The 25,419-nt window shown below is 49.9% G+C and carries 19 protein-coding genes; 14 read left to right on the top strand and 5 right to left on the bottom strand.

Annotated features, from left to right (window positions below; all coding sequences use genetic code 11):
- Positions 1–24 precede the first annotated feature (24 nt).
- Complete coding sequence (locus RNAN_RS07590) at positions 25–555, top strand: H-NS family histone-like protein (RefSeq protein ID WP_008220417.1); 531 nt, start codon at positions 25–27, stop codon at positions 553–555.
- 59 nt (positions 556–614) lie between these two features.
- On the opposite strand, the gene RNAN_RS07585 is transcribed toward RNAN_RS07590, so the two are convergent.
- On the bottom strand, positions 615–1,358 hold the full coding sequence (locus RNAN_RS07585) for a YciK family oxidoreductase (RefSeq protein ID WP_008220415.1): 744 nt from the start codon (positions 1,356–1,358) through the stop codon (positions 615–617).
- Positions 1,359–1,582: 224 nt separating this feature from the next.
- Between RNAN_RS07585 and RNAN_RS07580 the strand changes: the two genes are divergently transcribed.
- From RNAN_RS07580 to RNAN_RS07570, 3 genes are all read left to right on the top strand, one after another.
- Positions 1,583–3,967 carry a VolA/Pla-1 family phospholipase gene (locus RNAN_RS07580; RefSeq protein ID WP_008220413.1) on the top strand — a complete coding sequence of 795 codons (2,385 nt, stop codon included), beginning with the start codon at positions 1,583–1,585 and terminating at the stop codon, positions 3,965–3,967.
- A 108-nt stretch (positions 3,968–4,075) separates the two neighbouring features.
- Positions 4,076–5,074, top strand: a complete 999-nt coding sequence (sohB, locus tag RNAN_RS07575) for a protease SohB (RefSeq protein WP_008220412.1) — start codon at positions 4,076–4,078, stop codon at positions 5,072–5,074.
- Between the two features lies 1 nt (position 5,075).
- Complete coding sequence (locus RNAN_RS07570; protein WP_008220411.1) at positions 5,076–5,723, top strand: thiopurine S-methyltransferase; 648 nt, start codon at positions 5,076–5,078, stop codon at positions 5,721–5,723.
- 18 nt (positions 5,724–5,741) lie between these two features.
- Here RNAN_RS07570 and RNAN_RS07565 read toward each other — a convergent pair whose 3' ends face one another.
- Complete coding sequence (locus RNAN_RS07565; RefSeq protein ID WP_040551863.1) at positions 5,742–7,076, bottom strand: dicarboxylate/amino acid:cation symporter; 1,335 nt, start codon at positions 7,074–7,076, stop codon at positions 5,742–5,744.
- A gap of 172 nt (positions 7,077–7,248) precedes the next feature.
- Between RNAN_RS07565 and RNAN_RS07560 the strand changes: the two genes are divergently transcribed.
- A complete protein-coding gene (locus RNAN_RS07560; protein WP_008220407.1) occupies positions 7,249–9,534 on the top strand; it encodes an Ig-like domain-containing protein in 2,286 nt (761 codons plus the stop codon).
- 61 nt (positions 9,535–9,595) lie between these two features.
- On the opposite strand, the gene astB is transcribed toward RNAN_RS07560, so the two are convergent.
- Positions 9,596–10,939, bottom strand: a complete 1,344-nt coding sequence (gene astB / locus RNAN_RS07555) for an N-succinylarginine dihydrolase (RefSeq protein ID WP_008220406.1) — start codon at positions 10,937–10,939, stop codon at positions 9,596–9,598.
- Positions 10,940–11,163: 224 nt separating this feature from the next.
- Here astB and topA point away from each other — a divergent pair, with 224 nt between their 5' ends.
- Positions 11,164–13,749, top strand: a complete 2,586-nt coding sequence (topA, locus tag RNAN_RS07550) for a type I DNA topoisomerase (protein ID WP_008220403.1) — start codon at positions 11,164–11,166, stop codon at positions 13,747–13,749.
- Between the two features lie 54 nt (positions 13,750–13,803).
- On the opposite strand, the gene RNAN_RS07545 is transcribed toward topA, so the two are convergent.
- Both RNAN_RS07545 and RNAN_RS07540 read right to left on the bottom strand, forming a co-directional pair.
- On the bottom strand, positions 13,804–14,568 hold the full coding sequence (locus tag RNAN_RS07545; protein WP_008220401.1) for a hypothetical protein: 765 nt from the start codon (positions 14,566–14,568) through the stop codon (positions 13,804–13,806).
- Positions 14,569–14,641: 73 nt separating this feature from the next.
- Entirely contained in the window at positions 14,642–15,334 is a 693-nt protein-coding gene (locus tag RNAN_RS07540; RefSeq protein ID WP_008220399.1) for a sensor histidine kinase, read from the bottom strand.
- A 140-nt stretch (positions 15,335–15,474) separates the two neighbouring features.
- On the opposite strand from RNAN_RS07540, the gene cysB reads away from it, so the two are divergent.
- The 8 genes from cysB (at position 15,475) to RNAN_RS07500 (ending at position 25,390) form a co-directional block, all read left to right on the top strand.
- Positions 15,475–16,452: an HTH-type transcriptional regulator CysB gene (gene cysB, locus RNAN_RS07535; RefSeq protein ID WP_008220398.1), complete on the top strand. Its 978-nt coding sequence runs from the start codon at positions 15,475–15,477 to the stop codon at positions 16,450–16,452.
- 27 nt (positions 16,453–16,479) lie between these two features.
- Positions 16,480–17,604, top strand: a complete 1,125-nt coding sequence (locus tag RNAN_RS07530) for a 4-phosphoerythronate dehydrogenase (protein WP_008220396.1) — start codon at positions 16,480–16,482, stop codon at positions 17,602–17,604.
- An 11-nt stretch (positions 17,605–17,615) separates the two neighbouring features.
- Positions 17,616–18,638 (top strand): aspartate-semialdehyde dehydrogenase, encoded by a 1,023-nt coding sequence (locus RNAN_RS07525; RefSeq protein WP_202802277.1) that lies wholly within the window; start codon positions 17,616–17,618, stop codon positions 18,636–18,638.
- A 309-nt stretch (positions 18,639–18,947) separates the two neighbouring features.
- Entirely contained in the window at positions 18,948–21,590 is a 2,643-nt protein-coding gene (locus tag RNAN_RS07520) for a FimV/HubP family polar landmark protein (protein WP_008220394.1), read from the top strand.
- A 70-nt stretch (positions 21,591–21,660) separates the two neighbouring features.
- Positions 21,661–22,449: a tRNA pseudouridine(38-40) synthase TruA gene (gene truA / locus RNAN_RS07515; RefSeq protein WP_008220392.1), complete on the top strand. Its 789-nt coding sequence runs from the start codon at positions 21,661–21,663 to the stop codon at positions 22,447–22,449.
- 127 nt (positions 22,450–22,576) lie between these two features.
- Positions 22,577–23,452 (top strand): acetyl-CoA carboxylase, carboxyltransferase subunit beta, encoded by an 876-nt coding sequence (gene accD, locus RNAN_RS07510; protein ID WP_040551862.1) that lies wholly within the window; start codon positions 22,577–22,579, stop codon positions 23,450–23,452.
- A 7-nt stretch (positions 23,453–23,459) separates the two neighbouring features.
- The gene (gene folC, locus RNAN_RS07505; RefSeq protein WP_008220388.1) at positions 23,460–24,737 is read left to right on the top strand and encodes a bifunctional tetrahydrofolate synthase/dihydrofolate synthase; all 1,278 of its coding nucleotides are present in this window, start codon (positions 23,460–23,462) and stop codon (positions 24,735–24,737) included.
- On the top strand, positions 24,734–25,390 hold the full coding sequence (locus RNAN_RS07500) for an SPOR domain-containing protein (RefSeq protein WP_008220387.1): 657 nt from the start codon (positions 24,734–24,736) through the stop codon (positions 25,388–25,390). The genes folC and RNAN_RS07500 overlap by 4 nt, the downstream gene beginning before the upstream one ends.
- Positions 25,391–25,419: the final 29 nt, after the last annotated feature.

Genomic DNA, 25,419 nt, shown 5'->3' with positions numbered 1-25,419 from the left:
AACACTTAATTAGAGGAGATGGCAATGTCGATTTTATTAGATAAGCGTGAACTGAAAAAAGCCGCCAAAGAGCTAACCCTGGTAAAGCTGACTGACGTGATTGACACTTTAAACAGTGTACTGGCTGAGCGGCAAAAAGAAGTGGAATTGATTAGTCAGTTAGAGCAATTGGCCAAATCACAAGGGTTTACGCTGGAGCAACTGGGCTATAAGTTAAGTAATGATGTTGCAGTTACTGATACTCCGGTAAGCGCTGTAAAATCGGATAAGCGTCCGACTAAGCCTAAATTTAAAACCATTAATAAAGAAAGCCAGTACTTTTATGTCGAGGCGGGCCAGCTGCAGCTATTGCGTACCCACACCATGAAAAAAGGTTTGCAAGAGCGTGGTATCGATGTGGTGCCGGTGAGCAAAGTAGATAAAAAGTATGCCAAGCAAATTGACAGTTTAATTGCCGAAGCCACTGCGCAAGCGGTAGAAAATTTTAATGCCAAAGTAGATGCCTGGAATGAGTGGGCCGCTGCAAATGGCGAAGAAATTCTTAGCAAAAAATAACCAGTTCAGAAAACCAGTTTAATGAATATAGTAAACCCGGCGCTGCGCCGGGTTTTTGCTTATTTGACTTGTGCATCCAGTGACTGGCCATTGACAGCAATGCTGTCGTCGCTCATCAGGTACAGATAAAGCCACATTAAATCGGCAGGCGTTTTTAACAGGTTAATATCTTCGCCCGGATACGCGCGGCTGCGCATCTTAGTGCGGGTAGCGCCGGGGTTGATACAGTTACAACGAATGCTGCTGTTGTCATATTCATCGGCAATAACTTGCATTAAGCCTTCAGTGGCAAATTTGGATACCGCATACGGCCCCCAGAAGGCGCGGCCTTTGCGGCCCACACCTGACGAGGTAAACACCACGGAAGCCCGTGGCGCTTTTTTCAGTACTGGCAGCAAGGCCTGTGTCATCAACATGGCGGATGTCACATTTACCTGCATAATATCCTGCCAGGTAGGCAAGTCGATATGTTCAAACGGGCTTAACACGCCAAGCATACCGGCATTGTGTAATACACCGTCTAGTTTGCCGAACTCGGCCTGAATGGTCGCTGCCATATCACGATAATGTTGGGCGGTGGCGCCTTTTAAATCCAGCGGAATAATGGCCGGCTCTTTGCCTCCGGCGGCGATGATTTCATCATAGACGGCGGTAAGCTTATTAACCGTTTTGCCAAGCAGAATAACGCTGGCGCCATGACGGGCGTAGCTTAACGCGGCTTCTTTACCGATGCCATCACCGGCGCCGGTAACCAGTATGACTTTATCGTTAAGGGCATCCTTAGCTGCTTGATAATTTTGCATAAAATTTTACCTGTTGCTGCAAAAACGGCGCAAGCATACGCTCAAACGGCTAAGTTTGCACCTTTCTTCGCGGAATCTGTATTTTTCAGCTAGCGATTTCTGTTGGTTTGAGTTAACTTTAACTGGTCGTAGCTGTTACAGCTATATTGGCAACAGGTTTCTAATAAGCAAGGTAAGCAACTGCTTTGCAAATAAAAAATAAAAGTCAGGATAGGGGAGAAACTATGAACAAGCTGGCACTTAGCATAGCTGTCGCACTCGCTTTAGGATTAACCGGCTGCGGTGGCGAGTCTTTAGAAGATATTAAGCAGGAAGAAGCAGGTAGCGTAAAACCGGTTTCGCGTGTGGTGTTTGATCCGGGCGCTGCGACCCCTCGTTTATCTGTACCAAACGATTTATTGTTTCAGGGTACTACCGATGGTACTTTGAATATGCCAGGTGAGCGTAACGCTGCTGGCGTGCCATTAGATTCACCCAACTATGCCGGTGACCCGTCGACTGCTTTAGGTGCGTTAGATGGTTGGTCAACCCAGAACCCTTATACTATCGCGGTTGATGTGGCAGCAGGTGCTACACTTGAGCCTTCTACAGTGCAACAACCCGGTGCTGTGCGCCTGTTCGAAGTTGTGATGCAAGGGCCAACCTCTGCCGTTGAAGAATGCCAGACAGCCAACCAGGGTTTTGCTTGCCAGGTAGTGTCTGAACTAGTATTTGGTCAGGATTTCGTTACTGCGGTCAGTGGTAACAATATTGCTGTGGTGCCGCTGCGTCCACTTAAACCGGCAACAACCTATATGACGGTGCTGACTTCTTTAATTGAAGACTCAAACGGCAGCTCGTTGGCGCCATCAACTAGCTATGAGCTGGTAAAGCAAGATGATGAAACCTTGCCACTGAACACGCCATCGCAATTGTCACTGCAGCGACTAATCAATAGTTTTGAAGATGTTATCTCTGCAGAAGGCGTTGACCGTGACACCATCGTCTACACGGCGGCAATGACAACACAGTCAACCTCTAACGTGCTGGCAACGGTAAAATCACTGATGGCAGCGCCGGGCTCGCCTTATGCGCCTTCAACTTTAGAAGTGGCGGCTGTCGCACCGATATCTATGATCCCGAATACTCCACTGACGGGTAACGCTATGTTTGATAACGTTATCCTGTACACAGGTGAGTTTGGTGTGCCGTATTATCTGGGCAGCCAAACGGCTGAGGCGCCAACAGCACCTCTTAACACGCGTTGGACAGCAGCTTGCGATAGCGGCGCGATATTGGCGCAAGCACCAGAAGGCGTAATTCCTGAAGCGCCTCAGTCTGCCAATGATGGTTTGTGTATGGCATTAACACAAGCCCAAGCAGTGCAATTGCGCGATCTTGGCCTGGATTCACGCCGTCACTTAACCAAATTTAACCCTATCCCTAAAATTAACTCTGTTGAAACAGTGCCGGTTATTATGACTGCGCCCAACGCTGCAGCTCCAACCGGGGGCTGGCCAGTGGTGATTCTGGCACACGGTATTACTTCCTGTAAGGAAAATATGCTGGCAGTAACCGCTGCCCTGACTCAGCAAGGTTTTGCTACTGTCGCAATTGACCAGCCATTACATGGCGATCGCGGTTTCAATGGTATAAACGCATCAGGTAGTAGCTGTGGAGTAGAAAACGGTAATGCCACGGTGTATATGAACCTGGCAAACTTATTAGTTACCCGTGATAACCTGCGTCAGAGCGTGGCCGATATATTAGCACTGCGCTTGGCGTTAAACAGTGTGCAAGGTATTAGCCTGGACATGTCTAACGTACAGTTGCTGGGTATATCACTGGGCTCTATCACCGGAGCTTCTGCTGTTGCACTGGCTAATACACCAAGTGGTTCAACCCAGCTGGATGCTGCTTACAATATGAAGTCTGCGGCGTTATCTGTACCTGGCGGTGCAGTAGCAAACTTCTTGTTAGAGTCTGCCAGTTTTGGTGCGCTTATTCGTGCCAGCGTTATTTTAGGTGCAGAGAACCTGGCGCCAGGCTTTATGGCATATTTACAGCAGGAAGAGTCACCTTGTTTAGAGCTTACTGACAACCAGGCCAGCTTTACCGGCTGTGCTGCACAGTTTGTTGATGCTTATCTGACAAGCCTGGCTGAAGATGAAACTCAGGCCGCAAGCCTGGCTGCTATTCAGGCGACCATTGCACAGTTTGCTTTTGCCGCACAAACCATCACGGACAGTGGCGATCCAAACAATTATGCTCAGCTGTTAGTCGCCAGTGAAACGCCGGTGTATATCGCTGAAGTGATTGGTTCAGGTATTAACTCTGCAACCTCAGATCGGGTTATTCCAAACCAGACAACCCGTATGCCGCTGGGTGGTACAGAGCCTCTGGCCCGCTTATTAGGTGCAACCGCACTGGACGCAGTGGCAGGGCCACAGCAGTTGGCTGGTAACGTAATTGCCCGCTTTACCGCTGGTAGCCACAGCTCATTGCTAGATCCTAATGCCGGCAGCGCTGCAGCAACAACGGAAATGCAAACACATGTGGCGTCTTTCCTGACAACACAGGGCGCGGTAGTGTCAGTGGCTAACCCTGCGGTACTAGCCCCAGCTAACTAAATTAAGCGAAATGATGAAAAGCCCGGCTCGCCGGGCTTTTTCTTTTATCGGCAGGCAGTACAATCACGACATAAGTGTGGTTATTAGCCAAAGTGATAGGGGACAGCATTGGAATTTTTATACGAATACGGTTTATTTCTGGCCAAAGCCGCAACTTTTGTGCTGGCAGTCGCTATTGTGGTTGGTCTGATTGCCGCTGCCGCAGTAAATACCAAAGAAAAAACGAAGAAGGGCCAACTGGAATTTACTGATTTAAGCAAGCAATACCGGCAGATGCAGGCCGGACTGCAACAGCAATTGCTGGAAAAAAAGCAGTTTAAACGCTGGCAAAAAGATCAGGCAGATGCAGAGCTCACAGATAAAGCCAAACTTTTTGTAGTCGACTTTGACGGCAGTATGGATGCGCGCGAAACCGCCTCATTGCGGGAAGAAATAACGGCTATTTTGTCTGTGGCAACCCCGCAAGACGAAGTACTGCTGCGATTAGAGAGCGGCGGCGGTGTGGTGCATGGCTATGGTCTGGCGGCGTCACAGTTGGACCGTTTGCGCCAGCAGGGTATAAAACTGACTGTCGCAGTAGACAAAGTGGCGGCCAGTGGTGGCTACATGATGGCTTGTATTGGCAACCAAATTTTGGCCGCGCCTTTTGCCATCTTAGGTTCTATTGGCGTGATTGCCCAACTGCCGAATTTTTATAAGTTGCTGCAAAAAAATAACATCGATTTTGAGCAGTTTACCGCCGGAGAATATAAGCGTACCGTCACCTTGTTTGGCCAGAACAGCGATAAAGGCCGGCAGAAATTTCAGCAGGAGCTCGAGCAAACCCATAAGCTGTTTAAGCAGTTTGTGCAGCAGCATAGGCCGCAACTGGACATGGAGCAAGTCGCAACGGGAGAGCACTGGTTTGGTTATCAGGCGCTGGAGCTCAAGCTTATCGATGCTATTCAAACCAGTGATGATTACCTACTGGCGCAACTGCCAAACCACCAATTGTTTCAGGTTAAGTATCATGTCCGCAAAGGACTGGCTGAGAAAGTAGGCATGGGCTCAGCGGCTATTTTATCGCACTGGTGGCAAAAATTGATGCCGCAAAGCTGGTTGCGTTAGGATGGATACCGACTTTTGGCTGGCACGCTGGCAAAATAATGAGCTGGGTTTTCAGCTGGATCAGGTGCATCCGTTATTACAACAGTGCTTGGAGCAGGTGCTTGACCAACACAAACGGGTATTAGTGCCGCTATGCGGTAAATCGTTGGATATGTGTTATCTGGCCACGTTTTTGCCGGTAAGCGGAGTAGAGCTGTCGCAAATTGCCTGTGATGATTTTTTCAGTGCGTACCAACAGCCGTATCAGCTGCTGTGCGCACCGTCGTTTCGCTGCTATATGAGCGAGCGCATAACGTTATGGCAGGGCGATTTTTTTGCTTTAAGCCCGGTTGAACTAGAGGGCGCCAGTTTAGTGTACGATAGAGCCGCTCTGATAGCGCTACCTGAGCAAATGCGTCAGCAGTACGCGGCTAAATTGCGACAGCTATTGCCAGCTGGCAGCACAATGTTATTGATTAGCCTGGAGTATCCGCAGCATGAAAAGCAAGGGCCGCCGTTTAGTGTAACTGCAGCAGAAATTGGCCAGCTGTTCCCCGGTAGCGACATTGAGCTATTAGCAGAGCTTGAACAAACCGGCAAAGGTTTCGCCAGACGCCGGTTTGTCACCAGTTATTTAATCGAAAGGGCTTACAGGATAAGGCTGCCGTAAGCAGCCTTAATCGCAGACTTAACGCAGGTGGTGAAAGTCGACGCTCTCTTCTTTACTGCCGGCGTTTACATCATTAAACACGGCTTCATCAAAAGCATTTTCACTTTTACCCACTATACAGGACACCATCGCATCGCCTGTGACGTTAACGGCTGTGCGGGTCATATCTAGCAAACGATCTACACCGATGATCAATGCTATACCCTCTACCGGCAAGCCGACCTGTTGTAATACCATCGCCAGCATAATCAGACCAACACCGGGCACGCCCGCGGTACCAATCGATGCCAGCGTGGCCGTAAGAATAACCATTAAGTAATCGCTTAGTGTTAAATCAACAGCGAACACCTGGGCGATAAACACCGTGGCGACACCCTGCATAATAGCCGTGCCGTCCATGTTAATCGTTGCACCAAGCGGCACAGTAAAAGACGCCACGCTGTTTTTTACGCCTATCTTTTTCGTCACGGCTTCCATGGTCACCGGCATAGTGGCGTTGCTGCTGGAGGTGCTAAAGCCAAAGAGTGCGGCATCACGCATTTTCCGGAAAAAAATCAGTGGGTTAAGTCCGGTTAGCAACTTTAGGATAACGCCGTAACTAACCAGGCCGTGTAATACGAGCACAGCCATTACCACGGCAAAATATTTCGCCAGGCTGGCAATGGTTTCAAAACCCAGGGTAGTGAACAGCTTTGCCATCAGGAAAAATACACCATAGGGAGCAAGATTCATCAGCAGCGTCACCAGCTTCATAATCACGCCACTTAAATCATTAAACACTGCACTTAAACGCTCACCCGCTTTGCCGCTCATCGCCATGGCAATGCCGAACAATACAGCAAAAACAATGATTTGCAGCATATTGCCTTTTGCCATCGATTCGATTGGGTTGCTGGGGAAAATGTTAATAAAAACCTGTGATAAAGATGGGGCTTCACTCAGATTAAAACTGGCATCTGACTGCATTTCAACACCCATGCCAGGGTTTATTAATAAAGCAGCAAAAATAGCCAAACTAATAGCAATAGCTGTGGTAACAAGGTAGAGCGCTATGGTTTTGCCGCCCAAGCGTCCCAGCGCAGTGGTATCAGACAACGAGCACGTACCACAAACCAGAGACACAAACACAAGCGGTACCACCAGCATTTTTAAACTGGCGATAAAGATCTCACCACCAATATGGAAAATCCCGTCAACAAACAAGGCTTTAAGCGGGATGCCCATGCCCAGCAGATACAACATTCGTTCATCTTGGCCGGCTAACAGCCATTTAAAGAAAAAACCAACAAGAATGCCGGCTGCCATGCCGATTACGATGCGGGCAGTTAACCCCAGTTTTGTATTTATAGTCATAACACTAGGCAAGTAATTAAAACAGAATGGTGCTTAGCCTAACAGGTTGCTGAGGCTAAGGGCAGATTCGGCTAAATTTTTTTTGAAAATAGCTGTGACGTTTGCCAGATTAATGGTTTAAGATACAGAATTAACAAAAACTATATAATAAAAACAGCTTGGGAGAGTTTTCATGCGAAGCATTAAGCAACTGCTCGTTGCGCTAGTTGTTACAACCCTGGCCGCCTGTGGTGGCGGTGGTACTCTTGATTCCGGTGGTGATGGTGGTACCGGCGGTGGAACTGGTGGAACGACTCCGGTTTTCTCACTCAGCGTAGCGTTAAGCAACGCTAATGGTGATGCATCGACAGCATTAGCCCAGGCTACGCCTTTAACGGTGACTGCCACATTAACTGCAACCAATAACGGTGTGGTTTCTGGGCGTCTTATCGAGTTTTCACTTAGCAATACCGCTCTGGCGACCTTTGGTAACACAGCAGGTACTGCGATTACCAATGCCGATGGTGTTGCAACTATCACTTTACTGGCTGGAGGTAGTAGCGGTGCTGGTGTAGTGACTGCAAGTTACAACGATACATCAGCAGAAGCTGCATTTGAGTCTGCTGGGGATGGTGGTGAGCAGGTTGATGTTGTTGTCGGTAGTGTATCTTTGTTAGCCGATACGGTGGTGTTAGGTACAGGTGCGTCTTCCAAGGTTGAGCTGACGGCGTTGGTTCGTGACTCAAGTAATGTTGTAATACCCGGAGTTCGCGTTGCTTTCGCAAGTGATTCTGGCGAATTGGTGGAGCATGATGGAGTAACTGCTGCTAACGGAACTGCAAAGGCTACTTTAACGACTCAAACTGATAAAAATAATCGCGACATTGTGTTGACTGCAACAGTGGGGCAGCAGACATCACAGTTAATTGTAGCTGTTTCTGGCACATCCATTGAAGTTGCTGCACCTAGCTCTGTGGTCTTGAACGATACAACTTTAATTGATGTATTTTTAACAGACTCAGATGATATTGGTATTGCCAACACCGAAATTGAAGTGGTATCAGCTCTTGGCAACACTTTAAGCGATACCAGTCCGGCAACTGTCGGCTCTGCAGGTAAGGCAACCTTTACTTATACCGCAGTTAATTCTGGTGTTGATACATTAACCGTGGCCGCTTTAGGTGCTGTAAGCACAATAACTTTAAATGTTAGTGCAGATGAGTTTGCATTTGTAGTCGGCGCAGATGAAGCCGAAGTACAGGAAGTTAATTTGAATACAGCTCATGAAGTTGCAGTTGAGTGGTTGGTTAATGGCACACCCAAAGCTCCAAGTACAGAGGTAACCTTTAATACTACTCGAGGTGAAATTACAAACGTTCCAAATGTCGAGCCTCCTCAAGCTCCAGTTTTTGATGGTTCGGTGACCAGTAAAGACAACACTGACGGTGACGGTGTTGCAAAGGCTGCAGTGCTTTCTAGGTTTGCCGGCTTTACTACAATTAGTGCTACAGGTGGTGAGGGAACGACAGCAGTCAGCACAAAAAAGGTTATAGAGTTTGTATCGAAAAATCCAACTAAAGTAGAGGTCCAATCATTTCCAGCACAGGTCGGAGCTGGAGAGTCTAGTGCTATCAGGGCCGTGGTTCGTGATAACGACAATAACCCGGTAAAAGGCGAGTATGTAATCTTCTCACTTCAGAATGCCGCCGGCGGAGTGCTCAGTTCTGGAGTCGCATTAACTAACTCCCAAGGTATCGCTTCAACAGTGTTTACTGCTGATGGCACCACAGGTGCAGGTGTAGATAGTGAAAACCTGATTGTGAGGGCTGCACTGGAAGATGATAACTTAATTTTTGATGAAACGGATATTGCTGTTGGTAAAAGAACTTTATTCTTCCGTTTTGGTACCGGCAATGTGATTACTAAACCCAGTGCAAGTACTTATGCAAAAGAGTTTTCTGTTATTGTAACTGATAGTTCGGGCAACCCTGTACCAAACCAGGCTCTTAATGTAGCCGTTGTGCCAACAGGCTATCGCAAGGGTATATGGGTTGCATCACCTCCTGCACCCGCAGCATTTAAAGTTTGGGTGCCACAAGTAAATGCAAACTGTGAGAATGAGGATGCTAATCTAAATGGCGTACTGGACCCACTTTTTGATGTTAATGGTGACGTTATTCCTGGTACAGGTGAAGATCTAAATGGTGATGGCCAACTTACACCTGGAAATCGGGCATCTGTGCCAGCAACCGTGACGTCTGACGTCAATGGCATCGCTACTTTCAACATCACATATTTTCAAGATGTCGCTACATGGCTTGATGTACGTTTGCAGGTGTCTGGTTTCTCAGCAGGTACCGAAAATGTCACTTACAGTCATTACAGTCTACCTGTTGCAGCAGATGATGTGACGACTGAAACTTCTCCTCCACCTGCAAACCCGTTTGGCGCTGCATTTAACTGTGCAACAGCAAACTGATTAAATGATTTGATTAAAAAAGGGAGCCATTTGGCTCCCTTTGTGTTAGTGCAATACCGAACTAGCCACGCTGGAACGGATACACCGAACCTAAGTTTAGGATCTGCGTTAACTCATCCAAAGCCGTGCGGGACTCCTGCAGCAATTGCGGGTCGGCTAAATCTGCTTCTGAAATTTCATCACGATAATGCTTGTCTACCCACTGATTAAGCGTGGCAAACAGCTGGTCATTCATCAGCACATGCTGGTTTACCGCTTGTTTTTCCTGCTCGCTCATGGCGACACGCAGGCGCAAACAAGCAGGGCCGCCGCCATTGCGCATGCTTTGTTTTACATCATAGTAATGAATTTGTTTAATCGGCGTATTGCGCTGTTTCAGCTCATTTAAGTAAGCCGATACGGTGGCGCTTTCCTGGCACTCAGTAGGCGCAATAATCGCCATTTCGCCGTTAGGTAAGCTGATTACCTGAGTATTAAACAAATAGGTCTTCACCGCTTCAGCTACTGACACTTCACTGTCTTTCACTTCAATCAGAAAAAGCTCTGTGTCATTACCAAATTTACGCTGAAGCTCATTAAGTTTCGTCTGGCTATCGACAAAGGCTTGCTGGTGATAAAACAGCACGTTCTGATTGCCAACGGCGATAACGTCGTTATGGAATACCCCCTGATCAATCACATCGGGGTTTTGCTGCATATAGACCACATGCTCATCACTTAAACCGTGTAAACGGGCTACCGCTTCACAGGCTTCCAGCGTATGGCGGGCCGGAAAACGCTGAGGCGCCGGCTTGCTGCTGTCAAAGGCATAGCGGCCAAAGACAAAGAGTTCCACACCCCGCTTGCCATAAGCGCTGCAAAGTCTGGTATGATTAGCCGCGCCTTCATCGCCAAAGTGATCATTGTCCGGTAAATGGGTATGATGCGCGAAATGCTCCTGGTTACGGAACATCGCCTGCAAAATATTGCCGGTGGTCACAGGCTCCAGCGAGCGGTGAAACTTGTTGGTCAGGTTAGCTGGGGTAAAGTGAATTTTACCGTCTGCAGTGTCGGCACTGGGTGATATGGTAGCTGCATTGGCCGTCCACATGCTGGAAGCTGAGCAGACTGCTTTAAACACCGCAGGGGCTTGTTTAGCCGCATTAGTAATCACCTGTGCATCTGAACCGCTAAAGCCCAGGCGGCGTAGCGTGTAAACATCAGGCCGCTCTTGTGGTGCTAATACGCCCTGTACCATGCCAAGATCATGTAAGGCTTTCATTTTGCTTAAGCCTTGTTTAGCTGCCTGGCGCGGGCTGGAGGTGTTTTTAGCGTTAGATAACGAGGCAACGTTGCCGATAGATAAACCGGCATAGTTATGTGTTGGTCCTACCAGACCATCGAAGTTCGCTTCAAAGAATTTCATTTTTGCTTTATATCCTTTAGTTGGGATGGGCACTGTTATTATTATTTTTGCGGCCGCTTAGGATGCTTCATTCGTTCTGGCGAAGCTTTCGCCAGACAGCTCTTAAAATGAGCTGGTTTGCATAATAATGAGTTTATTCACTTGTCACAACTGCGGTTTACGGATATACGTTAAAAAAGCAGCATTACAGACATGCATTAAATGTTAGGGATCCTGGTATTAAGATGGCGAAATCACTGGTTATAGTAGAGTCACCGGCGAAAGCGAAAACGATCAATAAGTATTTGGGCAACGATTTTATCGTTAAGTCCAGTGTTGGACACATCCGCGATTTACCCACCAGTAGCAGCAAAGAAAAGGCCGCCAGTAAGAAAACGCTGAGCAAAGAAGAAAAAGAGTATCAGGCACTGGTCGACCGTATGGGCATAGATCCGGCGCATGGCTGGAAGGCCCGCTATGAGATTTTGCCCGGCAAAGAAAAGGTAGTGAAAGAGTTAAAAGCGCTGGCGGAAAAAGCTGACACTGTCTACCTGGCAACGGACTTAGACCGCGAAGGAGAAGCGATTGCCTGGCATTTGCAGCAAATTATCGGTGGTGACGAGCAGCGCTTTAAGCGGGTGGTGTTTAACGAAATTACCAAAAATGCCATTCAAAATGCGTTTAAAGAACCGGGCGAAGTCAATGTTGACCGGGTGAACGCCCAACAGGCGCGCCGCTTTTTAGACCGGGTGGTTGGTTTTATGGTTTCGCCGCTGCTGTGGAAAAAAGTGGCGCGCGGTCTGTCGGCCGGCCGGGTGCAGTCGGTTGCGGTGCGTTTGGTGGTTGAGCGCGAGCGTGAGATAAAAGCCTTTGTGCCGGAAGAATACTGGACTATCGCCGCCGATACCCAGACAGCAGCAGCTAAAGCGCTGCAACTGGACGTGGTAAAACAAGGTGGTAAAGCCTTCAAACCGGTCAATAAAAGTCAGGCCGATGCCGCTCTGACACTGCTGCAGGCAGCCCGTTATCAGGTAACTGAGCGCGAAGATAAGCCCAGTAGCAGTAAGCCACAGGCGCCTTTTATCACCTCTACGCTGCAACAGGCGGCCAGCACCCGGCTGGGGTATGGCGTGAAAAAAACCATGATGTTGGCACAAAGGCTGTATGAAGCTGGCCATATCACTTATATGCGTACCGACTCAACCAATTTGAGTGCTGATGCAGTAGCGGCTTGTCGTGAATATATCAGCAGCCACTTCGGCGCTAAGTATTTGCCTGAGCAACCTCTTAGCTACGGTAGTAAAGCCAATGCGCAGGAGGCGCACGAAGCGATACGGCCGTCAGATGTTAAAGTGCTGGCCGGTAGCCTGGCGGACATGGAAGCCGATGCCCGTAAACTGTATGAGCTGATTTGGCGCCAGTTTGTTGCCTGTCAGATGCCACCTGCCTTGTATGATGTTACCAATATCAGCGTACAGGCCGGTGAGTTTGAACTTAAGGCCAAAGGCAGGGTATTGCGTTTTGACGGTTGGACCAAGGTACAGCCGGCGCAAAAGCGTAAAGATGAAGAAGAAAACGAATTGCCGGACGTGAAACCCGGCGAAACCTTAACGCTGGCACAACTGCACAGCGCACAGCATTTTACCAAGCCACCGGCCCGTTTTAGTGAAGCCAGCCTGGTAAAAGAGCTGGAAAAGCGCGGTATCGGCAGGCCGTCTACCTATGCTGCCATTATTTCCACCATCCAGGAGCGCGGTTATGTGCGGGTGGAAAACAAACGCTTCTATGCTGAGAAAATGGGCGAGATTGTCACAGACCGTTTAGTCGAGAACTTTAACGATCTGATGAGCTACGATTTTACCGCCAATATGGAGTTGAAGCTGGACGATATTGCCAATGGTCAGGCACAGTGGCGCAAAGAGTTGGACAGCTTTTACAGCGATTTTTCCCAGAAGCTGAAAACCGCCGAAAACGACCCCGAGCAGGGTGGCATGCGGGTAAATCAGGTGGTGGTGACCGATATTGCCTGCCCCAGCTGTGGCCGCCCTATGGGCATCAGAACGGCCTCTACCGGTGTATTTTTAGGCTGCACCGGTTACAACTTGCCACCCAAAGAGCGTTGTACCACCACTATGAACCTGGTAGCGGGTGATGTGGCAGTGAGTGTCAGCGACGAGGACGAGCTGGAAACCGAAGCACTGCGGCAGAAAAAGCGCTGTAGTAAGTGCGGCACCGCGATGGACAGCTATCTCATTGACGAAGGCCGTAAGTTACATGTGTGCGGTAACAACCCGGCCTGTGATGGTTTTAGCGTCGAGCAGGGCACCTTTAAAATTAAAGGCTATGATGGCCCGCTGATCGAGTGTGATAAATGCGGCAGTGACATGCAGTTAAAGTCGGGCCGCTTTGGTAAGTATTTTGGCTGCACCAACAGCGAGTGTAAAAACACGCGTAAGTTACTGCGTAGCGGTGAGGCCGCGCCACCAAAAGAAGATCCGGTGCATTTGCCTGAGCTGAAATGCGAAAAATCAGACGCTTACTTTGTGTTGCGTGATGGTGCAGCTGGTTTGTTTTTAGCCGCGTCAACCTTTCCCAAATCACGCGAAACGCGCGCGCCTTTAGTCGCAGAGCTGGCAAAGTACCGCAGTCAATTATCGCCGAAGTTTTATTATCTGGCCGATGCACCGGTAAAAGATCCGGATGGCAACCCTGCGATAGTGCGCTGGAGCCGTAAAACCAAACAGCAGTATGTAATGTCGGAAAAAGACGGTAAAGCCACAGGCTGGTCAGCCTGGTTTGAAAATGGTAAATGGGTGGTGGCGAAAGCCTAAACGAATAAAAAGTAAGGCCGCAGTAGCGGCCTTGCTTTTTTACAACCTAGTTGATTACCACTTACGCTTGGGCGCAAACAGCTCGTCCAAATCTTTGTTTTCTTTTTCTTCTTTTTTCTCTCTGTCGCGCAGGTTGCCTTCTTTTAACAAGGTGGCAATATCCTGCAGTGCCTGCATCACTTCAGACTTACGGCTTAGCGTATAATCGTCCTGGTGCGGCGTATTTGACAGTGCGGTTAAGGCTTTTTCAAAGTACTGCCGGGCAGAGCCCAGCATATTGTTACTTCTGGCCTGATTACCACGTTTAATTTGGCTCTCAACGTTTATCCGCAGTTGTAGTACTTCCAGCCGTTTATCTTCCTGGATCACCATTTGGGTGTCGACATTACCGCGGGCGTGTTCGGCGCGCAGCACTGTGCGCAGGCGCTTAATACCTTTAATCATGCCGATAAGCTGCTGATCGTTATCCGGCAGGGTTACGCCATCGCTAAAGCTACAGCTATCCGCATTGCCTTCACTTAAGCGTTTTTCGGTTTCCTGTAGCCGCTGCTTAATATCTCGGGCGCCCGGCTCCAGCTCTACCATAGCCCGCAGTGCGAAGGCGATACGTTTTAACAGCATTTGGCTTAAGGCTGGCGACAACGGGACGTTGGCAGAGTTAACAATCAGCTCTTCGGTGTCTTCCAGTATGGTTCTGAGCTTACTGAACTCAGCACGTTTTAAGGTGGCAAGCCGTTCTTTATGTTGCTGTATAGCATTGACAATGATGGCGATGACCACCAGTGCTACTACCAGCGTTATTATTAAGGTTAACAGCATTGAAACCTCGTTTTTGTGACTTACATCTGCATATTAATCATAAAACAGTTTAAATAACAGCTGCCCGTTTTACTCAGGGCAGGCATAGGCGAAATACACCGCCACCAAAGCGGCCACCATTTGCCAGTTCGACACTGCCATGTTTACCTTTATTTTGATGTGCTGTGGCAATAAGCGTAGCAAAAAATATTCCAAGTCCGGTGTGATTATTCGCCAAATCGGGCGTATTCATATTAAAAGGGGCGGCGTTTAGCATAAAATCGGGAAAACCTTTGCCATCGTCGTGCACTTCAATGACCAGTTGATCCTGCTGTGCTGTGACGATAAGCGCAATGCGTTGCCGGCAATAGCGCAGCGCATTGGCAACGGCATCGTTTAGCAGGTTAACAATCAGGTCATAGTCGAAATACCAATACACATCATCCGGTTGCTCTACAGTGATCTGCAGTTTTTGCTGCTCACTGAAAAACTGATTTTTCAATAGCACTTCTTCTGTCACGTCTGCCACAACATGCTGGTCAATTTGCACCGGTAGTTGATTACGCTCCAGCCGGTATAACGATAATAACTGCAACAGATTAGAGTTTAGCCGGTTTGCCTCGTAGTTAAGCCGCGCCAGTTCATCCTGTGCCGGGGGGGATAATTGCAGGCTTTCCTGCTGAATAAGTTCAATGGCCTGGATCAGCATACACAACGAATTTTTCATATCGTGTACGGTGGAGGCCAGCACCGAGGCAAAGTCTATCGCAGGAAGCTTAGGTCGCATAAATTCTCCGTTCACTGTACTGGCAGCAGCCTTACTTTTAGCTACGATTAGTTATAGCATTAACCAATTTAAAAATTAGTTGGAATATCCTGCTTTACAGGTATATTGAGCAGTGATAAGCCATTACCGGATTTGTGCCCATGAAATTGCAGCAGCTGCGTTATATAGTTGAAGTGCTGAACCATAACCTGAATGTCTCCTCAACGGCTGAAAGTCTTTATACCTCGCAACCGGGCATCAGTAAACAAGTGCGTATGCTGGAAGATGAGCTGGGCATACAGGTATTTGGCCGCAGTGGTAAGCATTTAACGCATGTAACACCTGCCGGGCGTGAGGTGATCGACATTGCCCAGCAAATTCTGGCAAAAGTTGAAAGTATTAAAGCCGTGGCCAAAGAGCATACTTTGCCGGACCAGGGTAAGCTGAATATCGCCACGACCCACACGCAGGCACGCTACGCACTACCACCGGTAATCAGCGGCTTTATGCAGAAATATCCTAAGGTGTCACTGCATATGCATCAGGGCACACCACAGCAAATTTCCGAGGCAGCATCGCGCGGAGATGCAGACTTTGCCATCGCCACAGAAGCTTTGCACCTGTATAACGACTTGGTGATGCTGCCCTGTTATCACTGGAACCGCAGTGTTATTGTGCGTCAGGATCATCCGTTATTGCAGCTTGGCCGCAAGATTGCGGTAGAGGATGTCGCCCAGCACCCGATAGTGACTTATGTGTTCGGCTTTACCGGCCGCTCGGAATTAGACCGTGCTTTTGCCGCCAAAGGCTTAGAGCCAAAAATTGTCTTTACCGCCACCGATGCTGATGTAATAAAAACCTATGTCCGGCTGGGCCTGGGCGTGGGGGTTATTGCCTCTATGGCGATGGATAAGGAACTGGATAAAGATTTAGTGGCGATTGATGCCAGCCATTTATTTGACGCCTCAACCACCAAAATCGGTTTTCGCAAAGGCGCGTTTTTGCGAACCTATATGTATGATTTTATTGAGCGTTTTGCACCGCACCTGACAAAGGACGTGGTGGAAAAAGCCAATATGCTACGCAATCAGGATGAAATTGACCGTATGTTTGCCCGCTTTGAGTTGCCGGTGCGCTAGCCGCCTACCTTATAAGATAATTGCGCTATGAAAATTTATGCTGATGAAAACATGCCGCTGGTACAGGCGTTTTTTCAACATCTGGGCGAAGTGGTGCTGTTCGATGGCCGCAAGGTGACTGCAACAGAGCTTGCCGATGCCGATATTCTGTTAGTCCGCTCTGTTACTACGGTGAATGCCAGCTTGCTCGACACAAACACCAAGCTGCGCTTTGTTGGCACCGCCACTATAGGCACTGAGCATGTTGATCAGGCTTATCTTGCCAGCCGTAATATTGCCTTTGCCAGTGCCCCTGGCTGCAATGCTCAGTCGGTAGTGGAGTATGTGCTTAGCAGCTTGTGGTACCTGGCTGAACACTATCAGTGGCAGTTAAGCGATAAAACCATTGGCGTTGTTGGGGTTGGTAATATTGGCAGCTTGCTGGTGCGCTGCTTAACGGCGCTGGGGCTTAAGGTGCTGCAGTGTGACCCGCTGCGGCACGAGGAGGCTGAGAGCAATTTTTTTCATACTGATTTTAACAGCCTGTGTCAGCAGGCTGACATTATCAGTTTTCATACCCCGCTGACCCAAGAGGGTAAATGGCCAAGCCGGCACCTGCTCAATGCACGCTCGCTAGCCAGGCTGAAACCTGATTGTGCCATTATTAATGCCTCTCGCGGTGGTGTCATTGACAACGCTGCACTGCTGGATGATTTAACCGCCAAAGCGCAGCGGCGTGCTGTGGTGCTGGATGTTTGGGAAAATGAGCCCGACGTTCTGAGCGCATTATTGCCTTATGTCGATATTGCCACCGCACATATTGCCGGTCATAGCGTCGAGGGTAAGGCGCGCGGTACGCAAATGCTGTACCAGCGCTGCTGCGAGTTGCTCGGCCAGCCGGTTCAGTGGCAGTTGCAGCAGCTGCTGGCACAGCCTGCGATGGAAAAATTACAGATTAGTGCAAATTTTGGGCTTCCAGATGTCCAAAATTTGGCAAGACTGTTATATGATGTGCGCCGTGACGATGCTATTTTTCGCCATGCCCTTTCGGTTAAGGGGTTTGACTGGATCCGTAAAACTTATCCGCCCCGGCGTGAATTCAGCTCGTTGCAACTTAGTGGCAAAGTCATACCAGATTATTTGCTGCAATTAGGGTTTAGCCTCGCACAATAACAAGAGGAACTATCATGGCGTCGCAATACAATGTTGCTGTTTTAGGGGCAACAGGTCTGGTTGGCCAACATTTAATTGAAATTCTGGAACAGCGTGATTTCCCGGTCGCGCAATTATTTCCACTGGCCAGCAGCCGCTCAGCCGGTGGCACTGTGACGTTTAAGGGTAAGAAAGTTAAAGTCATTGATGCCGAAACGTTCGACTGGTCACAGGCGCAAATTGGTTTGTTTTCTGCCGGTGGCAGTGTATCCGCCATTTATGCTCCTAAGGCGGCCGATGCCGGTTGTGTGGTAATTGATAACACCTCACATTATCGCTACGAGCCCGACATTCCGCTGGTGGTGCCAGAGGTGAACGCCCATGCTATTGCTGATTATCGCAACCGCAATATTATTGCTAACCCGAATTGCTCAACCATTCAGATGCTGGTGGCATTAAAACCTATTTATGACGCTGTCGGCATCAGCCGTATTAACGTAGCGACCTATCAGTCGGTAAGCGGTGCCGGCCAGGAAGCGGTTGAAGCTCTGGCGCACGAAGCCGCGCAGTTAATGAATGGCCGGCCAATTGAAAATAGCGGTAAATTCGCCCGCCAAATCGCTTTTAACGTGATCCCACAGATTGATGTGTTTATGGATAACGGCTACACCAAAGAAGAAATGAAAATGCACTGGGAGACGCAGAAAATCTTCGGTGACAGCAGCATTGCCGTCAATGCAACAGCGGTAAGGGTGCCGGTATTTTTTGGTCATGCAGAAGCGGTGCATATAGAAACCCGAATGCCGATTAGCGTTGAGCAGGCCAAAGCGCTGCTGGCGGATGCGCCAGGTGTGGTGCTTTTGGAAAACAATGCTGATTTTCCGACCCAGGTATGTTCAGCTGCCGGTAAAGACGAGGTGTTTGTCGGCCGCATCCGGCAGGACTTGTCACATGAAAATGGCCTGAACCTGTGGGTGGTGGCAGACAATATCCGCAAAGGTGCTGCCACCAACAGCATTCAAATCGCAGAGCATCTGATCCGCGATTATCTGTAACAGCCGGCGGCGTTTTATCGCGCCGCGACCTGTTTATTTCTGTATCGGCCGTAGCGGGATAACCACAGCCTGCTTTGGCCGACACGTTTTTAAGCTTAGCGATTGTTTTGCCTAGCGCTTTTAAACACTGGTCAGAATCCTGTCAGTGCTTTATATTTTAGCCCAGAGCAATAACCAACAAAGTTGGAACAGTGTTTGCTTTGCAACCTTGGTGGCGAGTGAACATTGTGTGCGAAGAGTCTAAAGCTGTCCGCCATTGCTGCCGACATCCTTAAAGTAGACGCGCCTGAACTGGGGTAGGAACCGTTAATGCCTGTGTTTTTTTTGATTTTCTTTGCGCTAGTTGTCAATTTCCCGTCGGCGGTGCTGGCGCAGGAAACCTCGACTCAGATCCGTGGCCCGCGCAGCACCGACGCCCCCCCTATGCCACAAACCATAGGGCCATTGAGCCCGGCTGATACATTGTGGCGTGTCGCTGAGCGCATCCGCCCGGATGCCAGTATCAGTTTGTATCAGGTGATGTATGCGTTGTACCTGAAAAATCCCGATGCTTTTTTGGAGGACAATTTAAACCATTTACGCCCGGGCGCTGTGCTGATAGTGCCCAGTGCGCAGGAAATGCGTCAGGTCGATCTGGCGCTGGCCAGGGCTAAATCAGAGCAGGATGATAAAATCTGGGCCGAGCGGCAAAAAACTGCCAGGGCAGTTACCAAGCCGGCAGCACAGCCTGCGGCGGCTGCTATCGAAGACAACAAACAACTGCAAACCGAATTAGCGAAATTATCTGCCCAACAACGTCAGGATCTGGATGTCCTGCGTAGTCAGTTTGCCGACTCTATGCAGTTGGTTGACACCATGGTCGATGAAAACATGCAGCTTAAAACCAGTCTGGCAAAGCTGCAGCAGGAGCTTGAGCTGATTAAAGCCCAACTTAGCGATGACGAGGTGATACAGCAGCAAATTGAATTACTGTTAAAGCAGCAGGCCGAGTTGTTAGCGGCAAAAGCGGCCGCCGATGCTGAAGCTGCGCAGGAAACCGACTGGCAACAATGGTTAAAACACCCGCTGGCTTGGGTGTTGGCGGCCTGTATTCCGGCCCTGCTGATTTTGTTTAGTATTTTGTTATGGGTAAAAAAGCGTAGCCAGCATACCGAGCAAGTGGTGAGCGCGGCGATACAGGAGAGCGCAGCTAACCCGGGCTATCAGTCGCCATTGCCACCGCTGGATACCTCTGATATCGATGACAGCCTGTTTGAGATAGACGACGCGCTGTTGGAAGATGCTTTTAACGAACCTGAACCTGCCGCGAAAAAAGCGGCTGACGATGATGACCTGTTGGCCTTTGATGATGATGCGCTGTCGTTTGAAGATGATAGCCTGTTACCGCCAGATGCCCCCGCTGGTAATAACACAGCCGCTGATGATGCGTTAGATGAGTTCGACCCGGATAATATCCTGTCAGACGATGACTTAAGTGCATTATTAGCCGCAGCTGATGACGATGATGCGATAGAGCTGGCCGACGAGCCGTTAGATGCCGGAGAGCTTCCTGCTACCAGTGATACCGATGGTTCAGCAGCCCCCCCTGAAGCGCGAGTAAGCGACGAGCCAGAGCTTGATGCGTTTGATATCGATGAGCTAATTGAAGAGGTAGACCTGGATCAGCTCGAGCAGGATGCGCCAATGCGGGCTGAGTCTGCGGCCTTCACTGAAGCGGCAGAGCCTGACACAAGCTTGGCGGGCGAAGCGTTGCCTGATGTGCCTTCATCCGACGACGCCTTACCGGTGAACCGGCAGCCTGAACAGCAAGCTGACTCGACGCTTGATGAGCAGACGTTGACGCAGGAACAACAGTTAAGCCGCGCTATGGCAAGTGCCGGGCCTGCCGAAGACAGTGCAGTAGTACAAGTGGCTGCCCGTGAAGAGTCGGCTTTTGACAGCTCTGAGTTAGATGCCTTTGCCGAAAGCCTGGCCAGCGAACAGGAGCCCGGTCTGACAGGTGTTGATGCTATGGCAGATAGTGTCGCAGCAGAGACGGATATCGATGCGCTAAATGCCGAGTTGACCGAGCTGCTGGATCAGGCAGAGCAGGACAGCTCGCAAGAGATTACACAACCAGAACCGATGCCGGCGGAAACTGCCACTGCTGACGGGCAGACAGCGTTTAGCGACGACGATGCCGGCATTATCGACCTGACTGAACACGACGCGGCGCTGCTGGATGACTTTGACCTTGCTGCGGAGTTACAACCAGAGCAGGCCAGTGAGCCGGTGCTGCTTGATTTGACCACCCAGGATGATGAGTCTGTGGTAATGCCCACCGATGCGGCGTTATCGGTAGAAAACCCCAGCAAAATGCTTGAGCAGTATCCCAAATTAGAGCTAAGCGACGATGAACCCCCGGCAGTGCTTGACCCTGACCTGTTGCTGTCTGAACTGGACCAGTTAGACGGACAAGACGAGGTTAGCGATACAGATGCCATCGAGCTGGAGCTGGACCCGATGCCAGACGCGCAGTTTGACTCTTTGATGTCGGAACTTGAGGCAATGGCAGATAATCTGGATGCGGCTGAGCAAGAGCTGGAGCAGCAGTCTGATGGCAGCAGTGTGCAGCAAACTGAAACCAACGATGGCAGTGCTTTTGATTTTAGCGACGATGATTTTGTCGAAATTGATACATTGCTGGCCAACGCGGGGCAGCCGGAGCAGGATAGTGAGCGTTTTAATCAGTTAAATGTCGATGTGGGGCTGGAAGATTATGCCGATATTATTGGCGAGCATCAGCAGTTGGATGTCGATGTTGAAGATAATGGCTACTCTGCCAAGTTAGATCTGGTGCGGGCGTACATTGAAATGGATGACAATGAAAGCGCCACTCAGCTGCTGGATGACATTATGGCCTCTGATGCGCCCGAGCATGTTAAAGCCGAGGCGCAAAGCTTACGGCAATAACCGGCCGGCTGGCGCTGTATTCAGGCTTGGCTTGCGCTATAATCGCCGCCGGTTAGACTAAGGGGGTGGCATGCGCATAGCGTTAGGTATTGAATACGACGGTTCAGCTTTTTACGGCTGGCAGCGGCAACGGGAAGTGAACAGCGTGCAGCAGGAGCTGGAAACTGCGTTGTCAGCCGTGGCCAATCAGCCGGTTGAGCTGTTTTGTGCCGGCCGCACTGATGCCGGCGTGCATGCGACCGGTCAGGTGGTGCACTTTGACACCGACGCCATACGTGATGATAAAGCCTGGGTCATGGGGACTAACAGCCGCTTGCCGGATGCCATAGCTGTACGCTGGGCTAAAGAGGTACCGGCTGATTTTCATGCCCGTTTTAGCGCCACGGCGCGCCGTTACCGCTACATTATTTATAACCATAAATACCGCCCGGCCATTTTGCGCAGCGGCTTAAGCCACTATCACCAGCAGTTAAATATTGAGCTGATGCAACAGGCGGCGCCCTTTTTGCTGGGCGAGCAGGATTTCAGCTCGTTTCGCGCTGTGCAGTGTCAATCGAAAACGCCGTTTCGTAATGTGCATCATTTGCAGATTGAACGCCGTGGTGATTACATCGTGCTGGATATAAAAGCCAACGCTTTTTTACACCATATGGTGCGCAACATTACCGGCAGCTTGTTGGAAGTGGGTATGCAAAACCAGCCACCGCAGTGGATTGCCGAACTGTTGGCGGCAAAAGACCGCAATCTGGCTGCCGCCACCGCCAAACCCGGTGGCCTGTATTTAGTGGACGTGGAATACCCGGCGCATTTTGCGCTACCCAAAGCAGCCCCCGGCCCATTGTTTTTACCTGACTACTAAGACCAGTTTTCTGTATTCGTCACAGGGCGTTTTGTGCTTTAATAGCGCCGGTTTACTGAATTTCGGCGTTTTTTAACGTTTTTTCGACATGGCGGCCACGCGGTGTCGTTTGTAATAGGACTAATATATGAGTTGGTTAGAAAAGATCCTGCCCAGAACATCCTCTTCTTCCGCGCGTCGAAATATCCCGGAAGGTGTCTGGACTAAATGTACCGCCTGCGATGCGGTGCTGTACAAAGCCGATTTAGATCGTAACCTTGGCGTATGCCCCAAGTGCGACCATCATATGCGTATTTCTGCCCGCGCCCGTTTAACCAGCTTCCTTGACACCCAAGGCGTAAAAGAGCTGGCAGCAGAGCTGGAGCCGCAGGATTTACTGAAGTTTAAAGACAGCAAACGCTATAAAGATCGCATCAGTGCAGCGCAAAAAGACACCAATGAAAAAGATGCGATGGTGGTGATGCACGGCACCTTAAAAGGTATGCCGATTGTTGCCGCATCGTTTGAATTTGAGTTTATGGGTGGCTCTATGGCCTCCGTGGTAGGCGCCAAATTTGTTGCCGGTGTCGAGTACGCATTAAAGCACAAAGTGCCTTTTGTCTGTTTTTCAGCCAGTGGTGGTGCGCGTATGCAGGAGGCGCTGTTCTCCTTAATGCAAATGGCTAAAACCAGTGCGGCGCTGGCAAAAATGAGCGAAGCCGGTTTGCCGTATATTTCGGTACTGACTGACCCTACCATGGGCGGCGTGTCGGCCAGTCTGGCCATGCTTGGCGATATCAATATCGGTGAGCCAAAAGCATTAATTGGCTTTGCCGGCCCAAGGGTGATTGAGCAAACGGTACGGGAAAAATTGCCGGAAGGCTTCCAGCGCAGCGAATTTTTGCTGGAACACGGCGCTATCGATATGATTGTTGACCGGCGCAAAATGCGCGATACAATTGCGCGTCTTGTTGCTAAGTTTATGCAGCTGCCAGCTCCGGTGTCGGAGCACGACGCCGCTTAAGGGTTTCATGTCTACTGCGATATCTACCAGCCAATCGTGCCACAGCCTGGCCGATTGGCTTTGTTATATTGAACAAAGCCATCCTATTCATCAAATTGAACTGGGCCTGGAGCGGGTGCGGCAGGTTGCCGCAGGTGCCGATTTGCACTTACTGCCAGGTAAAGTAATTTTAATCGGTGGCACCAATGGTAAAGGTACTACCGCCAGAGCCATCGAGCAGTTGCTGTTAGCTCAGGGGAAACGCGTTGGCGTTTATAGCTCACCGCATTTACTGGCATTTAATGAGCGGCTGCGCATCGATGGTAACGACGTCGCAGACGCTGACTGGGTGGCCGCCTTTGCTTTTGTCGAGCAGCTGCGTGAGCAGACAGCGTTGACCTACTTTGAGTTTACCACCCTGGTGGCGTTTCGTATTTTGCAGCAGCAACAGCCCGATTATTGCCTGATTGAAGTTGGCCTGGGTGGCCGCTTAGATGCTACCAACATTATAGCGCCGGATATCAGTGTCATTACCACCGTCGATTTAGATCACCAGGAATGGCTGGGTAATGACCGTAACAGCATCGGCTTTGAAAAGGCCGGTATTTTCCGCCCGGGTAAAATTGCGGTTATTGGCGATTTGGCTGCGCCGCCGTCTGTTTTGCAACAGGCTGAACAGCTGGGCTGTCGCAAAATACAGGTGTTACAACATTATCACTATACCGAGCACGACCAGCACTGGCAGTGGCAAGGGCTTCAGCAGCATTACAGCGCTTTAGTTAAGCCGGCTATTCCACTACAGAATGCTGCCTGTGCGCTGGCGGTGCTGGAGCAACTGGATATGCTGCCAGGCGAGGCGCAACTGCAACAGGTGTTAGCTACACTAACGTTAGCCGGACGTATGCAGTGGCTGCAGCGTCAGCCAGCCGTTATCGTTGATGTCGCACACAATCCGCAGTCTACCGCCTATCTGGCGCAGCAGCTTAGCCAGTTAAAGCCGCATTATAAAAAGTTGCTGGCACTGAGCGGTATGCTCAAAGACAAGGATATCGCCCACAGCCTGGAACCCTTGACGCCGCTGTTTGATCAATGGCATCTTGTCAGCCTGAGCGGACCCAGGGGCGCCACAGCACAGCAACTGGCTCAGGTGCTGGCAGAGGTGCCTACAGAGCTACAACTGCATGATGACGTGCAGCAGGCTTATCAGCAGATCGTTGCTGCTATGCAGCCTGATGAGCTGCTGGTCGTTTTTGGGTCTTTTTTTACTGTGTCAGCCGTGTTGGCAGGCCTGCAGGAGGCAAAGTGACACCCGCATTTAAGCATCGTTTACTGGGCACAGCCATACTGGTAATGGCCGGTATCATTTTTCTGCCAGACTTGCTCGATGGTGAAAAGCAGGTAGTAAAAGATGATTTTAAAGTGATCCCCAACCGGCCGGAATTCAGTGGTGTACAGCAGCAACAGGTGCTGGACAGTGCACAGTTTACCCAGCTGGAACAGCAACTGGCACAGCAGGCAGTTGCTGAAAACGCTTTGGATGCGGACAATGAGTCCGCCGCGGCTGGCGCTGATAGCAGCAATGACGCCCAGTTACCTTCGCAGCAATATGCTCAGGTTACCGTAACCCCAGAGCAGAAACAGACAACGCAAAAGCCTGCTACACAAAGCGCTGGCGCGAACCACAACCAACTTGCACTGGAGCAGGCTGCCTGGGTGGTGCGCGTGGGTAGCTTTAGTAAAGAGCAAAACGCTAATGCCCTGATGTTAAAGTTACGCCAGGCCGGCTTTGTTACCTTTACCCGGCAAATTACCAACACTCAGGGCCTGCAGCTGACCAGTGTGCTGGTAGGCCCAGAGCTGCGTAAAGACAAGCTGGAGCAGCAACTACCGCGGCTGCAGCAGCTTACCGGCATTGAGCGTTTATCGGTAATGAGCTATCAGCCGGCAGAAAATAATTAGCCAAGCCTGCGCTGGGTTTGGTAGAATGC

This window comes from Rheinheimera nanhaiensis E407-8 (assembly GCF_000296695.1).
Lineage (GTDB): Bacteria > Pseudomonadota > Gammaproteobacteria > Enterobacterales > Alteromonadaceae > Alishewanella > Alishewanella nanhaiensis.
Note: the sequence above shows the minus strand (reverse complement) of the source record. Positions and strands in the feature narration are given on the sequence as shown.

Coding starts and splice junctions, on each gene's coding strand:
- RNAN_RS07590 (WP_008220417.1), top strand. CDS start 25: ATGTCGATTTTATTAGATAAGCGTGAACTGAAAAAAGCCGCCAAAGAG.
- RNAN_RS07585 (WP_008220415.1), bottom strand. CDS start 1,358: ATGCAAAATTATCAAGCAGCTAAGGATGCCCTTAACGATAAAGTCATA.
- RNAN_RS07580 (WP_008220413.1), top strand. CDS start 1,583: ATGAACAAGCTGGCACTTAGCATAGCTGTCGCACTCGCTTTAGGATTA.
- RNAN_RS07570 (WP_008220411.1), top strand. CDS start 5,076: ATGGATACCGACTTTTGGCTGGCACGCTGGCAAAATAATGAGCTGGGT.
- RNAN_RS07565 (WP_040551863.1), bottom strand. CDS start 7,076: ATGACTATAAATACAAAACTGGGGTTAACTGCCCGCATCGTAATCGGC.
- RNAN_RS07560 (WP_008220407.1), top strand. CDS start 7,249: ATGCGAAGCATTAAGCAACTGCTCGTTGCGCTAGTTGTTACAACCCTG.
- astB (WP_008220406.1), bottom strand. CDS start 10,939: ATGAAATTCTTTGAAGCGAACTTCGATGGTCTGGTAGGACCAACACAT.
- topA (WP_008220403.1), top strand. CDS start 11,164: ATGGCGAAATCACTGGTTATAGTAGAGTCACCGGCGAAAGCGAAAACG.
- RNAN_RS07545 (WP_008220401.1), bottom strand. CDS start 14,568: ATGCTGTTAACCTTAATAATAACGCTGGTAGTAGCACTGGTGGTCATC.
- RNAN_RS07540 (WP_008220399.1), bottom strand. CDS start 15,334: ATGCGACCTAAGCTTCCTGCGATAGACTTTGCCTCGGTGCTGGCCTCC.
- cysB (WP_008220398.1), top strand. CDS start 15,475: ATGAAATTGCAGCAGCTGCGTTATATAGTTGAAGTGCTGAACCATAAC.
- RNAN_RS07530 (WP_008220396.1), top strand. CDS start 16,480: ATGAAAATTTATGCTGATGAAAACATGCCGCTGGTACAGGCGTTTTTT.
- RNAN_RS07520 (WP_008220394.1), top strand. CDS start 18,948: ATGCCTGTGTTTTTTTTGATTTTCTTTGCGCTAGTTGTCAATTTCCCG.
- truA (WP_008220392.1), top strand. CDS start 21,661: ATGCGCATAGCGTTAGGTATTGAATACGACGGTTCAGCTTTTTACGGC.
- accD (WP_040551862.1), top strand. CDS start 22,577: ATGAGTTGGTTAGAAAAGATCCTGCCCAGAACATCCTCTTCTTCCGCG.
- folC (WP_008220388.1), top strand. CDS start 23,460: ATGTCTACTGCGATATCTACCAGCCAATCGTGCCACAGCCTGGCCGAT.